Origin of the sequence: Mycetocola reblochoni REB411 (assembly GCF_900163835.1) — a bacterium.
GTDB lineage: Bacteria > Actinomycetota > Actinomycetes > Actinomycetales > Microbacteriaceae > Mycetocola_B > Mycetocola_B reblochoni.
On sequence record NZ_FUKR01000014.1, the window covers coordinates 24346 to 38175 of the forward strand.

At 69.1% G+C, this 13830-nt stretch carries 12 protein-coding genes; 6 read left to right on the plus strand and 6 right to left on the minus strand.

Translation table 11 applies throughout. From position 1 onward, the window contains the following. Positions 1-24 precede the first annotated feature (24 nt). A complete protein-coding gene (locus FM119_RS02370) occupies positions 25-396 on the minus strand; it encodes a DUF485 domain-containing protein (protein WP_087136097.1) in 372 nt (123 codons plus the stop codon). A 64-nt stretch (positions 397-460) separates the two neighbouring features. Further along, positions 461-1285 (minus strand): CPBP family intramembrane glutamic endopeptidase, encoded by an 825-nt coding sequence (locus FM119_RS02375; RefSeq protein WP_245827204.1) that lies wholly within the window; start codon positions 1283-1285, stop codon positions 461-463. Positions 1286-1503: 218 nt separating this feature from the next. On the opposite strand from FM119_RS02375, the gene FM119_RS02380 reads away from it, so the two are divergent. The 4 genes from FM119_RS02380 (at position 1504) to FM119_RS02395 (ending at position 6857) form a co-directional block, all read left to right on the plus strand. Continuing rightward, positions 1504-3129 (plus strand): peptide ABC transporter substrate-binding protein, encoded by a 1626-nt coding sequence (locus FM119_RS02380; RefSeq protein WP_245827206.1) that lies wholly within the window; start codon positions 1504-1506, stop codon positions 3127-3129. A 131-nt stretch (positions 3130-3260) separates the two neighbouring features. After that, positions 3261-4190, plus strand: coding sequence for an ABC transporter permease (locus FM119_RS02385; protein WP_087136100.1), 930 nt, complete (start codon positions 3261-3263; stop codon positions 4188-4190). Continuing rightward, complete coding sequence (locus FM119_RS02390) at positions 4180-5139, plus strand: ABC transporter permease (RefSeq protein ID WP_087136101.1); 960 nt, start codon at positions 4180-4182, stop codon at positions 5137-5139. The genes FM119_RS02385 and FM119_RS02390 overlap by 11 nt, the downstream gene beginning before the upstream one ends. After that, entirely contained in the window at positions 5136-6857 is a 1722-nt protein-coding gene (locus FM119_RS02395) for a dipeptide ABC transporter ATP-binding protein (RefSeq protein ID WP_087136102.1), read from the plus strand. The genes FM119_RS02390 and FM119_RS02395 overlap by 4 nt, the downstream gene beginning before the upstream one ends. Before the next feature lie 69 nt (positions 6858-6926). Here FM119_RS02395 and FM119_RS02400 read toward each other — a convergent pair whose 3' ends face one another. Next, entirely contained in the window at positions 6927-7514 is a 588-nt protein-coding gene (locus FM119_RS02400) for a hypothetical protein (RefSeq protein WP_087136103.1), read from the minus strand. Positions 7515-7679: 165 nt separating this feature from the next. Between FM119_RS02400 and typA the strand changes: the two genes are divergently transcribed. Continuing rightward, positions 7680-9584 (plus strand): translational GTPase TypA, encoded by a 1905-nt coding sequence (typA, locus tag FM119_RS02405; protein WP_087136104.1) that lies wholly within the window; start codon positions 7680-7682, stop codon positions 9582-9584. A gap of 68 nt (positions 9585-9652) precedes the next feature. On the opposite strand, the gene efeB is transcribed toward typA, so the two are convergent. From efeB to efeU, 3 genes are read right to left on the minus strand one after another with little or no spacing between them, the layout of a single operon-like run. Then, positions 9653-11083, minus strand: a complete 1431-nt coding sequence (gene efeB, locus FM119_RS02410; protein ID WP_087136105.1) for an iron uptake transporter deferrochelatase/peroxidase subunit — start codon at positions 11081-11083, stop codon at positions 9653-9655. A 7-nt stretch (positions 11084-11090) separates the two neighbouring features. After that, the gene (gene efeO, locus FM119_RS02415; protein WP_087136106.1) at positions 11091-12278 is read right to left on the minus strand and encodes an iron uptake system protein EfeO; all 1188 of its coding nucleotides are present in this window, start codon (positions 12276-12278) and stop codon (positions 11091-11093) included. After that, entirely contained in the window at positions 12275-13138 is an 864-nt protein-coding gene (efeU, locus tag FM119_RS02420) for an iron uptake transporter permease EfeU (protein WP_087136107.1), read from the minus strand. The genes efeO and efeU overlap by 4 nt, the downstream gene beginning before the upstream one ends. A 157-nt stretch (positions 13139-13295) precedes the next feature. Between efeU and FM119_RS02425 the strand changes: the two genes are divergently transcribed. Beyond that, complete coding sequence (locus FM119_RS02425; RefSeq protein WP_179205161.1) at positions 13296-13736, plus strand: hypothetical protein; 441 nt, start codon at positions 13296-13298, stop codon at positions 13734-13736. Positions 13737-13830: the final 94 nt, after the last annotated feature.

The following is a 13830-nucleotide window of genomic DNA, read 5'->3' on the forward strand; positions in this document are numbered from 1 at the left end:
GCACGAGGGCGCTCGCCGCGGCGCTCACGAGGCCGCCCCGTCCGTGCTCGCGGCCGCCCTGGCGTCGAGTTCGTCCCTGATCTCCGTCGCCACGGGGTCGAGGCGTCGTCCGGCGTAGCCGACGTACCACGTGGTGATCGCGAACGTCGTGACGAACTGGCCGAGGCCGAGCACGACGCCGAGGTTGATGCTGCCGATCACGGGGGTGGACATCAGCTCGTGGGCGTAGTCGGCCAGCAGGACGTAGGCGAAGTACCAGAGCAGGAACGCCGCGGCCAGGGGAAAGACGAAGCGTCGGTGGCGACGCCGGAGATCGCGGAACCGGGGGTCGGCCTCCACGCGTTGGTAGTCGATGGCCGTCGTGTTCTCGGGGGCTTGCGGGTCGTCGTTGACCATGGGCCTCCTCCTTCGAGTCGGCGCGTTCAGCGCGGCGCACTGCGTCGTGCGCGTGCCGCACAGCCTAGGACCCGACGGGCTCCGGCACCAGGAGCTCGGGCCACCACTGCACCGCGAGGGGGTAGCAGAGGAACACGATGACGTCGATCGCGGTGTGCGCCAGGACGAGCGGCATCACCCGTCCCCAGCGCCGGTAGCACCAGCCGAACACGATGCCCATGACCACGTTGCCGAGGAACGGTCCGATGCCCTGGTAGAGGTGGTAGCTGCCCCGCATCACGGCGGCGGACAGGATGATCGTCCAGGGGCGCCAACCCAGCTCGCCCAGCCGGGTGTAGAGGTAGCCAATGCCGATGACCTCCTCCACGAGCCCCGCGCGGACGGCGGAGAGCACGAGCAGCGGGATCGACCACCACGCGATCGTCTCCGGGGTCGGGACGACCGCCGAGGTGATGCCGATCGCGCGGCCGAGCAGATAGAACGCGATCCCTGGAACGCCGATGGCGGCGAGCAGAAGCAGTGCTCTGGCCGTGTCCCGCCTCCCGCCGCGAGCGTCCAGGCCGATGACCTGCCAGCCGCGCCGCCGTGAGCTGAGCGTCAGCAGGTAGAGCGCGAGCGCGACGGGCGCGAGCGCGACCGTCAGGCCGACCAGCTGCTGCGCCACGTCGAGCCACGGGCGCTCCGCGGTGGACTGGTTGATGCTCGCCGACTGCGAGCCGAGCGGAGTGCCGGAGCTGAGCTTGTCGATGAGGGACAGGACCGCGTACGCGGAGGACCCGAGCAGGCTGAGGGTCAGCACGATGAGTGTCTCCGTCCCCAGCCGGCGCCTCACCGCGGCCGGCGCCGTATCGAGCGTGGGGGAGGAGGGGGGTCGATGCGGCTCGGTCACCGCCTCATCGTAGACCCGGCCCCGCGACGGTCTGCTCATCCGCGCACTGCAGGGTCGGGGTGCTGCGCGGATGCGCCGACGCCCGGTGCCCGTGTCACCAGCATGTAACGGATTGCGGCTCGACTTGGCCGTCAACTTGGGCCGCGCCTAAAGTCAAAGCAAGCATGCTCGGGCGTGTATCCCACTCCCGACCTGATTCTCTTGCACAGGAGGAAACATTGATTAACAAGCGCAGAGGGATCGCCGCAGTCGCGACGTTCGGTATCGCTTCCCTCGTTCTCGCGGGCTGCTCCGCCAGCTCCGACGAGGGCGGATCCGAGAGCACGGGAGACGCCACGGCCGTCATCTCGACCAACGGCACCGAGCCCCAGAACCCGCTGATCCCGACGAACACCACCGAGGTGGGCGGCGGAAAGATCATCGACCTCGTCTTCGCCGGCCTGGTCAGCTACGACGCCAACGGCGGCATCGAGATGGACAACGCCGAGTCGATCGAGCCCAATGACGACAACACGGTCTGGACCGTGAAGCTCAAGGACGGCCTGACCTTCACCAACGGCGACAAGGTCACCGCCGACTCGTACATCAAGGCGTGGAACTACGGCGCGCTGCTGAGCAACGCCCAGTCGAGCTCCTACTTCTTCGACAACATCCAGGGCTTCAGCTACGACGAAGACAGCGAGCTCACCGGCCTCGAGAAGACCGACGACCTCACCTTCACCGTCTCGCTGACCAACGCCGAGGCCGACTTCCCGATCCGCCTGGGCTACTCCGCCTACATGCCGCTGCCCGAGTCGGCGTACGACGACATCGACGCCTTCGGCGAGTCGCCCATCGGCAACGGTCCGTACAAGCTCGCCAGCGAGGACGCCTGGTCGCACGACGAGGGCATCAAGCTCGTCACCAACGAGGACTACGACGGCCCGCGCACCCCGGTCAACGGCGGCGTGGACATCACCTTCTACACCTCGCAGGACACCGCCTACTCGGACACGCAGTCGGGCAACCTCGACGTCCTCGACCAGGTGCCCTCCAGCACCTTCGCCAGCTACGAGGACGAGTTCGGTGACCGCTCCGTCAACCAGGCGGCCGCGATCTTCCAGTCGTTCACCATCCCGCAGTACCTCGAGCACTTCGGCAACGACGAGGAGGGCAACCTGCGCCGCCAGGCCATCTCGCTCTCCGTCGACCGCGACAGCATCATCGACGCGATCTTCGACGGAACCCGGACCGCGGCGAAGGACTTCACCTCGCCCGTGATCGACGGCTGGAGCGACTCGCTCGAGGGCGCCGACGTGCTCAGCTACGACCCGGCGAAGGCCAAGGAGCTGTGGGACAAGGCCGACGCGATCTCCGAGTACGACGACACGTTCACCATCGCCTACAACGCCGACGGCGACCACGAGGCATGGGTGACCGCCGCGACGAACTCGATCGCCGACTCGCTCGACATCACGGCCGAGCCGCAGGCGTACGCCACGTTCTCCGAGCTGCTCGACGACGAGGACAACGACAAGATGACCGGCGCCTTCCGTTCCGGATGGCAGGCGGACTACCCGTCGATGGTCAACTTCCTCCAGCCGCTCTACCAGACCGGTGCCGGCTCGAACTACGGCCGCTACAGCTCGGACGAGTTCGACAACCTGCTCAAGGAGGGCGGCCAGGCCGCCTCGATCGAGGACGCGACCGCCAAGTACGAGCAGGCGCAGGAGGTTCTGCTGAAGGACCTGCCCGTCGTGCCGCTGTGGTACTCGAACGTCAACGGCGTCTGGGCTGACACCGTGAGCAACGTCCAGTACGGCTGGAACTCGGTCCCGCTGTACTACGCCATCACCAAGGGCTAATCTGACCCGAGGTTGATTCCTTGACGGTGACGTCCGGGGCGAACCCGTCCCGGACGTCATCGTGCGTCTACCACCCCTCATAGACATACCGATTGTGACCACATGTACGACAACATGGCGGTGATCGACTGATGCTTTGGTACATCGGACGGCGCCTACTCCAGTTGCTTCCCGTCTTCTTCGGGGCAACGTTCCTCATCTACTTCCTCGTCTTCGCGATGCCGGGCGACCCGATCGCCGCCCTGTACGGGGACCGTCCCCCGGCCGAGTCGGTCATCGAGCAGGTGAGGGCCGAGTACAACCTCGACAAGCCGTTCATCGTGCAGTACCTGCTCTGGATCGGCGGTATCTTCACCGGCGACTTCGGGACCACCTACTCCGGGCGGGCCGTCATCGACGTCATGGTGCACGCCTTCCCGATCACCGCCCGTCTCGCGCTCCTCGCGCTGCTGTTCGAGGCCGTCATCGGCGTCACTGCCGGTCTGTTCGCCGGCCTGCGCAAGGGCAAGCCCTTCGACACGGTCTCGCTCGTCGTCAGCCTCATCTTCATCTCGGTGCCGACCTTCGTCATCGGCTTCGTCGTGCAGTACGTCTTCGGCGTCAAACTCGGCTGGATCAACCCCTCGGTGTCGTCCGCGGCCACCTGGCTCGAGCTCATTGTCCCGGCCCTCGTGCTGGCGAGCGTGTCCATCGCCCAGGTGCTCCGCCTGACCCGTGCGAGCGTCGCCGAGAACGCCGGCGCCGACTACGTGCGCACGGCGAAGGCCAAGGGGCTCAGCAGGGGCAGGGTGGTGCGCGTCCACGTGCTGCGCAACTCCCTCATCCCCGTGGTCACCTACCTCGGCACCGACCTGGGAACGCTCATGGTCGGCGCCGTCATCACCGAGGGCATCTTCAACATCAAGGGCGTCGGTGGCACCGTCTTCGACGCGGTGAAGCGAGGAGAGGGCCCCACCGTCGTCGCCTTCGTCTCCGTGATGGTCATCATCTTCATGCTGGCCAACCTGCTCGTCGACCTGCTCTACGCCGTTCTCGACCCGAGGATCCGCTATGTCAAGTAATACGCCAGGACAGGGCGGCGGCCGGTACGTCGCCCCGATCGAGGAAACCCCCGTCGTCGCGGTCGACGCGGTCGACGAGAGCCAGAAGGCCCAGTCCGTCTGGGGCGACGCCTGGCAGGCGATGCGCAAGCGCTGGCTGTTCTGGCTCTGCGCGGCGCTCATCGCCGTCATCGTCGTCGTCGCGCTGTTCCCGCAGTGGTTCACGGCGTCGCTGCCGACCGGAGGCGCGTGCAAGATCGGTCAGAGCCTCGACCCGGCCTCGGCCGGCCACCCGCTCGGCTTCGACAAGCAGGGCTGTGACGTGTTCTCGCGCATCCTCTACGGAACGCGCTCGTCCGTGACCGTCGGTCTGCTCGCGACTCTGCTCGCCACGCTCATCGGCGGCATCATCGGCGCCCTCGCCGGTTTCTACGGCGGGTTCCTCGACTCGCTCGTGTCCCGCCTCGGCGACATCTTCTTCGCCATCCCGACGATCCTCGGCGCCATCATCGTCATGCAGGTGATGCCCTGGGACCGCAACGCGATCACCCTCTCCATCGTGCTCGCGGTGTTTGGCTGGCCGATCATCGCCCGCATCATGCGCGGAGCGGTGCTCACCGCGAAGAACTCCGACTACGTCATGGCCTCGGTCGCCCTCGGCCTGAGCAGGAGCAAGATCCTGCTCGGGCACGTGATCCCGAACGCGCTGGCGCCGGTCATCGTCATCGCCACGGTCAGCCTCGGAACGTACATCGTCGCGGAGGCCTCGCTGTCGTTCCTCGGCATCGGCCTGCCGCCGAGCATTCCGTCCTGGGGCGGCGACATCTCGACCGCGCAGGGCTCGATCCGTCAGGCACCCGAGCTGATCTTCTTCCCCGCGACCGCGCTCGCCATCACCGTGCTTGCCTTCCTGCTGCTCGGTGACATCGTCCGCGACGCGCTCGACCCGAAAGCGAGGGCCCGCCGATGAGCGAGAACGCAGCCACCGCCACCACGCCGCTCCTCCAGATCACCGATCTCGAGGTCGGCTTCACCACCCAGTCGGGCGTCGTCCCCGCCGTCCGCGGGGTCAGCTTCTCCATCATGCCGGGGGAGAACCTGGCCATCGTCGGCGAGTCCGGATCGGGCAAGTCGACGACGGCGCAGGCCATCATCGATCTGCTCCCCGGTACGGGAAAGGTCACCGGCGGGTCGATCCTGTTCGACGGCACGGACCTGACCACGCTCAACGCGTCGGGCATCCAGCGGGTCCGCGGCAGCCAGATCGGCTACGTCCCGCAGGACCCCATGTCGAACCTCAACCCGGTCTGGAACATCGGCTTCCAGGTGAGGGAGACGATCGAGGCGAACACGCAGCTGCGAGGACAGGACGCCAAGAAGCGCGTCATCGAGGTCCTCGAGGAGGCCGGGCTCAGTGATCCGGGCTCGCGTCTGCGCCAGTACCCGAACCAGTTCTCCGGAGGGATGCGCCAGCGCGTCCTCATCGGGATCGGGCTGTCCGCGCGGCCCAAGCTGCTCATCGCGGACGAGCCGACCAGCGCGCTCGACGTGACCGTGCAGCGCCGCATCCTCGACCACCTCGGCACCCTGACCCGCGACTATGGCACCTCGGTGCTGTTCATCACCCACGACCTGGGCCTCGCGGCCGAGCGGGCCGAGAAGCTCGTCGTGATGTACAAGGGCAAGATCGTCGAGTACGGCAGCTCGCAGGAGATCCTCGCCGACCCGCAGCACCCGTACACCAAGCGGCTCGTCGCGGCGGCGCCGAGCCTGGCGTCGCGGCGCATCCAGGCCGTGCGCAACGACGAGGAGGAGTCGGGGGCGCTCGCACCCGTCACCCGCGACATCTCGATCGTGGAGCGGGCGGAGGCGCGTGAGGCCAGTGCCGCGGGCGACCTCATCGAGGTGAAGAACCTGACGAAGGTGTACCAGATCCGTCAGGGCGGCTTCCGCAAGACCGACTTCACCGCCGTCGACGACGTGAGCTTCTCCATCCCGAAGGGGACCACGACGGCGCTCGTGGGGGAGTCCGGCTCCGGCAAGTCGACCGTGGCGAAGATGGTCCTCAAGCTCGAGGACATCACCTCCGGCTCGATCACCTTCGACGGCAAGGACGTCGGCACGCTGCCGCGGAGTGAGCTGCTGTCGTTCCGTCGCCGGGTGCAGCCCGTTTTCCAGGACCCGTACGGCTCGCTCGACCCGCTGCGCTCGATCGGCTCGACCATCGCCGAGCCGCTGCTGATCCACGGCATCGGGGACGCGAAGTCCCGCCGGGCGACGGTGCGCGAGCTGCTCGAGCAGGTGTCACTGCCGAGCTCAACGGAGCTGCGCTACCCGAACGAGCTCTCCGGCGGCCAGCGCCAGCGTGTCGCGGTCGCGCGCGCCCTCGCGCTGAACCCCGAGGTCATCGTGCTCGACGAGGCCGTCTCCGCGCTCGACGTGCTCGTGCAGGGGCAGGTCCTCGACCTTCTCACCAAGCTGCAGACCGAGCTGGGGCTGACCTACCTGTTCATCACCCACGACCTGGCCGTGGTGCGCCTCGTGGCGGACAACGTCTGCGTGATGCGTCAGGGCCGCATCGTCGAGCAGGCGACGACCGACGAGGTCTTCGACAGCCCGAAGCAGGACTACACGAGGGAACTGCTCGAGGCCATCCCCGGGGGCAACTTCGAGTTCGGTCGCCTCTAGCTCCTCTCGCGGTTCAAACGGAACGAGGGCGGGCTCGTGCATCGGCACGGGCCCGCCCTCGTTCCGGTTCTACAGCGCGGCGGAGAGGGTCAGGCCCACGGCGAGGGCGAGAAGTGCGCCGCCGACGACGAGCGACGGGGTGTCGACGCTCCGCCGCCGTGGACCCGAGGGGGCATCGCCCGCGGCGAGGAACCGGTCGCGCATCGACTCGAGGGCGTCGGCGACGGCCGGGCCGCGTGTCGCATCGGTCACGACGCGGCCGTCGTGCGCGGCCGCCTCCCTGATGCTGTGCGTGCGCAGAGCGATCCCGCTGCTCGGCACGGACCACACCCTGATCTGGGCGCCGTCCTCGGCGATCAGCGTCAGCTGCAGTCCCGGCTCCGCGGAGCGCAGGGCCGCCCAGGGCAGCTCGTGGGTGACCCACGGGTTCTGCACGACGACGCCACTGTCCGAGGCGTGCAGCCGCGGGCGCAGCAGCACCCCGGCGATGAACCACGCCACGACGGCGCACCAGGCGAGCACGGTGCCGGCCAGGAGCGGATAGCCGCGCAGCGCGGCGTCGGCGGCGGTGTAACAGCCGACGACGGCGATCATCACGATCCACGCCCAACCGGCGAGGCGCGGACGGACGGTGAGGACATCGCGGGGGGACGGCATGCCCCCATTATCGCCGCGCTCGCGGGGTTCGCATCGCGGCCGGCACCCGCGAGCGGTAAGCTGTATTCGTTAAGTGTGGGGTGGTGGCACCATCCGCGCCGATCTCAGGCCCCTCAACACCCGTCGCGGGCAGCTCGCCCGGAAACTAGATCAAGGAAAACTTTTATGGCTCTTGCCACGCGCACAGACCTCCGCAACGTGGCTATCGTCGCCCACGTCGACCACGGCAAGACCACCCTGGTCGACGCCATGCTCAAGCAGACGAACTCCTTCGACGCCCACGCGCACGTCGACGACCGGGCCATGGACTCGAACGAGCTCGAGCGTGAGAAGGGCATCACGATCCTCGCCAAGAACACGGCGATCTCGTACAACGGCGTCCACGCCACCGACGGCCCGATCACGATCAACGTCATCGACACCCCCGGCCACGCCGACTTCGGCGGCGAGGTGGAGCGCGGACTGTCCATGGTCGACGGCGTCGTGCTCCTCGTCGACTCCTCCGAGGGCCCGCTGCCGCAGACGCGCTTCGTGCTGCGCAAGGCGCTCGAGGCGAAGCTGCCGGTGATCCTCGCGGTCAACAAGACCGACCGTCCCGACGCGCGCATCGACGAGGTCGTCGCCGAGAGCCAGGACCTCCTCCTCGGCCTCGCCAGCGACATGGCCGACGAGCACCCCGACCTGGACCTCGACGCGATCCTCAACGTCCCCGTCGTGTACGCCTCCGGCAAGGCGGGGCGCGCCTCGCAGGTGAAGCCCGCCAACGGCGCACTGCCGGACAGCGAGGACCTCGAGCCGCTGTTCGACGCGATCCTCACCCACATCCCCGCACCCACCTACGACGACGAGGCGCCGCTGCAGGCCTGGGTGACCAACCTCGACGCCTCGCCGTTCCTCGGCCGCCTCGCGCTTCTCCGCATCTTCGCCGGCACCATCCGCAAGGGCCAGACCGTCGCCTGGGTGCACCACGACGGCACGCACTCGAACGCCCGCATCACCGAACTGCTGGTGACGAAGGCGCTGGACCGCTACCCGGCCGAGTCGGCCGGACCCGGTGACATCGTCGCCATCGCCGGCATCGAGAACATCACCATCGGCGAGACCATCGCCGACCCCGAGGACATCCGCCCGCTCCCGGCCATCACGGTCGACGACCCGGCGATCTCGATGACGATCGGGACCAACACCTCGCCCCTGGTCGGCAAGGTCAAGGGTCACAAGCTGACCGCCCGCATGGTGAAGGACCGCCTCGACCGCGAGCTGATCGGAAACGTGTCGCTCAAGGTCGTCGACATCGGCAAGCCCGACGCCTGGGAGGTCCAGGGCCGCGGCGAGCTCGCGCTGGCGATCCTCGTCGAGCAGATGCGCCGTGAGGGCTTCGAGCTCACGGTCGGCAAGCCCCAGGTGGTCACCAAGCAGGTCGACGGCAAGACGCACGAGCCGTACGAGCACCTGACCATCGACGTGCCCGAGGAGTACCTCGGCGCCGTCACGCAGCTGCTCGCAGCCCGCAAGGGGCGCATGGACGGCATGAGCAACCACGGCACCGGCTGGGTCCGGATGGAGTTCATCGTCCCCTCGCGCGGCCTGATCGGCTTCCGCACCGAGTTCCTCACCATCACCCGCGGCACGGGCATCGCGAACGCCATCTCGCACGGCTACGAGGAGTGGGCCGGGTCGATCGTCACCCGCAACAACGGCTCCATCGTCGCGGACCGCTCCGGCGTGGTCACGCCCTTCGCCATCATCGCCCTCCAGGAGCGGATGACGTTCTTCGTCAACCCGACCGAGGAGGTCTACGAGGGCATGGTCATCGGCGAGAACTCGCGCGCCGACGACATGGACGTGAACATCACGAAGGAGAAGAAACTGACGAACATGCGCCAGTCCACCTCCGATACCTTCGAGTCGATGACCCCGTCCCGTCAGCTGACCCTCGAGGAGTGCCTCGAGTTCGCCCGCGAGGACGAGTGCGTCGAGGTCACCCCCGAGCACGTCCGCATCCGCAAGGTCGAGCTCGACGCCCAGGCCCGCGCCCGGAACACCGCGCGCCTCAAGCGCCAGGGCTGAGCCGACCGGCTCCTGACGAACGCGGCTGTCCCCGGTGGGGCGGCCGCGTTCGTCGTCGGTCGAGACGATCAGTCCTCGAAGAGCGCCTGGGCGATGTGCTGGCCCTCGCGGATGCCGGGGGCGATCGCGAACACGCCGGACGACACGTGCGTGATGTACTCGTTGAGCAGGTCCGATCCGGCCAGCCGCCGCTGCATCGCCGTGAACTGGGCGACCGGGTCGCGCTGGTACGCGATGAAGAACAGTCCGGCGTCGAGGGTCCCGAGGGCGTCGTTGCCGTCGACGTAGTTGTACCCGCGGCGGAGCAGCTTCGCCCCGTCGTTGCTCGTCGGGTGCGCGAGACGCACGTGGGCGTCGACGTCGATGCCCCTGCCGTCCGGCCCGAGGGCCGAGAACGCCGGCTCGGTGATCTCCCCTCCACCGCTCAGCGGTGCGCCCTCGCCCTTGTCCCTGCCGATGACGCGCTCCTGCTCGTCGAGGGACTGCCGGTCCCAGATCTCGATCGTCATCCGGATCTTGCGCGTCACCAGGTAGCTGCCGCCGACCAACCAGTCGGGCCCGTCGTCCTCGCCGACCCACACCTGTGCGTCGACGGTGCCGGTTTCCTCGGCCTTGATGTTGGCCGTGCCGTCCTTGAAGCCGAACAGGTTGCGCGGGGTCTGCTGCGCGGTCGACGTCGACGAGGTGCGGCCGAAGCCGAGCTGGGACCAGCGCAGCGACGCCCGGCCGAACGCGATCCGTGACAGGTTGCGGATCGCGTGGACGGCGACCTGGGGATCGTCGGCGCACGCCTGGATGCAGAGGTCGCCACCCGACAGCGCCGCGTCCAGCTGATCGCCGGAGAAGTGGGGGAGCTCGGCCAGCAGCTCGGGCTTGCGGTCGGCCAGGCCGAAGCGGTCGGTCCCGTCGCGGTCCCGGAACAGGGTGGGCCCGAGGCCGAAGGTGAGCGTCAGGCCGGAGGCGCCGAGCCCGAGCGCCTCCCCGGTGTCGTCAGGGGGCTTGAGTGCGGGGCCGCCGACGGCTCCCTCCTCAGTGACGTCGAGCCCCCTGACCAGCCGGGCCGCGGCGTCCGTCCAGTCCTGCAGCAGCTCGATGAGGTTCTCCCTGCTGGCGCTGGAGGAGACGTCGAAGGCGGCGAAGTGCAGCCGGTCCTGTGCGGGCGTGACGATGCCGGCCTGGTGCTCCCCGAAGAACACGGCGGGCGAGCTGCCGCCGCCCGCCGATGCGCGGCCGGCGGCGAAACCGCCCGTGCCGACGGCGGCGGCGCCCGCGGCACCGGCCGCGGCCGCGAAGAGCCCGCGCCTGCTGAGCCCGCGCCGTCCGGGGGAGGAACCGTCACCCGGCGCGACGGGGCCGGTCGCCGAGTCGCCTCCGGTCGCCGCGTCGCCTCCGGTCGCCGAGTCGCCGTCGGTCGCCGCGTCTCCGAGTGGCGCCCCGGTGACCCCGCCCGTCCGCGCCGGGCGGGAGCGGCCGAGTCCCCGGCGTTCCCTGCGTGCCACCGCCGTCCTACTCGCCGTCGGCCGGCACGCCGAGCACGGTGTGCGTCAGCTGCGACAGCGGCTCGGCGAGGGCGTTGATGCCGTCGGAGAGCTCCTTCACCTGCTCCGTGCTCAGATCGGTGTACAGCACGAAGCCGTCCTCGAGCGAGCCGTACTGCGCGAGGAGGGCGTTCAGCTGCTCGAAGCGCTCGTCGATCTCCGCCGTCAGCTCCTCGCCCTCCGCCCCGCTGGCGATCGCGATGTCCTTGACGTTGCCGTAGGCGACGGACGCTCCCTCCACGTTGGCCTGGAAGTCCCACAGGTCCGTGTGGCTGAACTCGTCCTCCTCGCCCGTGATCTTCGAGGTCGCGACCTCATCGAGCAGCCCGATCGCACCGTTGGAGATGTCCGCGAGCGAGACGGTGAAGTCGTCCGCGTACACGAGGTCGTAGAGCTCCTGGACGTTGGCGTCCAGTCCGTCGGCCAGCTCTGCACGACCGGCGTCGTCGCTCGGCGTGAAGCCGTCCGGTGCCCACAGGTCCTTCTCGATGCGGTGGAAGCCGGTGAACGCGATCCCGTCCTCGGATGCCATCGGCTCGCGGAAGTCGATCTTCGGGTCCAGGTCGCCGAAGGCCTCCGCCGTCGGCTCGATCCGCTCGTAGTGGGTGCGGGCGGTGGCGAACAGCTCCCTGGCCCTGTCGTCGTCGCCCTCGCGGTAGGCGGAGGTGAACTCGGCGACGGCGGGGACGAGCTCGCCGACCTGGTCCTTGATGTAGGAGACGTAGTTGGCGACGGCCTGGTCGCTCGCCTCCTGATCGGCGGCGGAGACGCCACCGCCCTCGCCGCTGACGGTGAACGCCGCGGTGCCGATGCCCTCGCCGACCATGTTCAGCTTGCACTCGGTGAAGTAGTCGCCCGCCGGGAGCGAGGCGATGTAGCTCACGCTCTGGCCCGGCGCGATGTTCTCCTTCTCTCCGACGATGCGCAGCTTGTCGTCGGCGAGGATCTCGAACTCGTTGAGCTGGGTGCCCTCGTTGCTCAGCGCGAAGGTGATCGGACCGGCGCTCGCGGTCGCCGCGGACACCGCGCAGCCGTCATCGGTGATCGTGACCTCGAGTGCGTCCCCTCCGGCCGGGTTGTTCGCCACGCAGCCGCTGAGGGCGAGGGCGAGGGCGGCCGCGGAGGCGGTGCCGGTCAGGGCGGTCAGCTTCTTCATTCGTGTACTCCGGTTGTGAGGGTCCTCGCCGGGGCGGCGGGGGCACGGTGACCCGCCCGGACGATCCGGGCGAAGAGGGGGATGGCGACGGCGATGTAGCAGAGCCACGCGGCGACCTGCAGCCACGTCGGCTCGGGGGAGAGGTTGAGGATGCCGCCGAGCAGCGCCCCCCACCAGCTGCCGGGCGGGATGACCGCGCCGAGGCTCCACGCGACCGCGCCCCAGCCGGGGAGCAGTCCCGCCTCCTGTAGGTCGCCGATGCCGTACGACAGCACCCCGGCAGCGACGACGATGAGCGCATAGCCGGTCCAGGTGAAGAAGCGGTCCAGGCGGATGGCGATGAGCCCGCGGTAGATGACGATCTCGATGACCACGGCCACGAGGATGCCCAGCACGGCACCGATGAACGCCTGCGTCGCGTGCTCGGCGCTCGCCGACGGCCCGATCGTCGACCACACGAACAGCGCCGTCTCCATGCCCTCGCGGCCGACGCTGAGCAGGGCCAGCAGCACCAGCCCCCAGCCGGAGCCGCTGATGGCCCTGTCGATGCCGCCGCGAAGCGCGGTGGACATCGATCCGGCCTGCCGCCCCATCCAGAAGATCATCCAGGTGACGAAGCCGACGGCGATCAGTGAGAGCCCCCCGCCGATGGCCTCCTGCGCCTGGAAGGTCAGCGTGCTCGGTCCCCAGGTCAGGGCGGCGCCGATGCCGAGGCTCGCCACGACGGCGATGCCCACGCCGATCCAGATGCGGGGGATGAGGTCGCGTCGCTCCAGCTTGACGAGATAGGCGATGAGGATGCCGACGACGAGGGCGGCCTCGAGGCCTTCGCGCAGGCCGATGAGGAAGTTCGCGAACATGGGACAGCTTTCGGGGCGGGGTCGTTCGAGGGCCGCCGAGGTGGTCCCCTAAGGTTAGGCTCTGCTTTGCAGGCGTTTAGAGAGTAGACCCACGCAGCGCCCGTCGTCCAGATCCACGTTCGCGCGGCACGACCCGGCCGACGGGTACCCTGGAACGGTGACACCCCCCTCCCCAGCCGAGCGTCCCTCCGCCCGCTCCCGCGTTCTGGCCGCCGTCGTGGCGGCCGTGCTCGGCGTGGTCTTCGCGGCGGTCGGAACCGTCGCCCATCAGATCACGGTGTCCGTGTGGGGGATCACCGTGTACATCGGCCTGTTCATCTCGCTCGCGGCGGTCGCCGCCGTGGCGCTCGCGTGCCGGCTGCTGCTCCAGGGACGGCTGCCGTCGGTTCTTCTCGCGGCGGGCGTGATCGGCACGATCGGACTGTTCAGCGTGGAGAGCGCGGGCGGGTCCGTGCTCATCCCCGCGGGCGTGGCCGGGCAGGTGTGGGTCATCGGACCGACGCTGCTGACCGCGATCGTGGCGGTCTGGCCGCGTGTGCCCGCCGCGTCGTCGACCTCCGCCGCGCGGACGTCGGCCCGGTCCGGCGCTGGCTCCTAGACTGGGGGGACCGTGTCGAGGAAAGGACCCTCCCTCCCGTGACCTATGTGATCGCGTTGCCGTGCGTCGACGTCAAGGACCGTGCCTGCATCGA

Coding starts and splice junctions, on each gene's coding strand:
- FM119_RS02370 (WP_087136097.1), bottom strand. CDS start 396: ATGGTCAACGACGACCCGCAAGCCCCCGAGAACACGACGGCCATCGAC.
- FM119_RS02385 (WP_087136100.1), top strand. CDS start 3,261: ATGCTTTGGTACATCGGACGGCGCCTACTCCAGTTGCTTCCCGTCTTC.
- FM119_RS02390 (WP_087136101.1), top strand. CDS start 4,180: ATGTCAAGTAATACGCCAGGACAGGGCGGCGGCCGGTACGTCGCCCCG.
- FM119_RS02395 (WP_087136102.1), top strand. CDS start 5,136: ATGAGCGAGAACGCAGCCACCGCCACCACGCCGCTCCTCCAGATCACC.
- FM119_RS02400 (WP_087136103.1), bottom strand. CDS start 7,514: ATGCCGTCCCCCCGCGATGTCCTCACCGTCCGTCCGCGCCTCGCCGGT.
- typA (WP_087136104.1), top strand. CDS start 7,680: ATGGCTCTTGCCACGCGCACAGACCTCCGCAACGTGGCTATCGTCGCC.
- efeO (WP_087136106.1), bottom strand. CDS start 12,278: ATGAAGAAGCTGACCGCCCTGACCGGCACCGCCTCCGCGGCCGCCCTC.
- efeU (WP_087136107.1), bottom strand. CDS start 13,138: ATGTTCGCGAACTTCCTCATCGGCCTGCGCGAAGGCCTCGAGGCCGCC.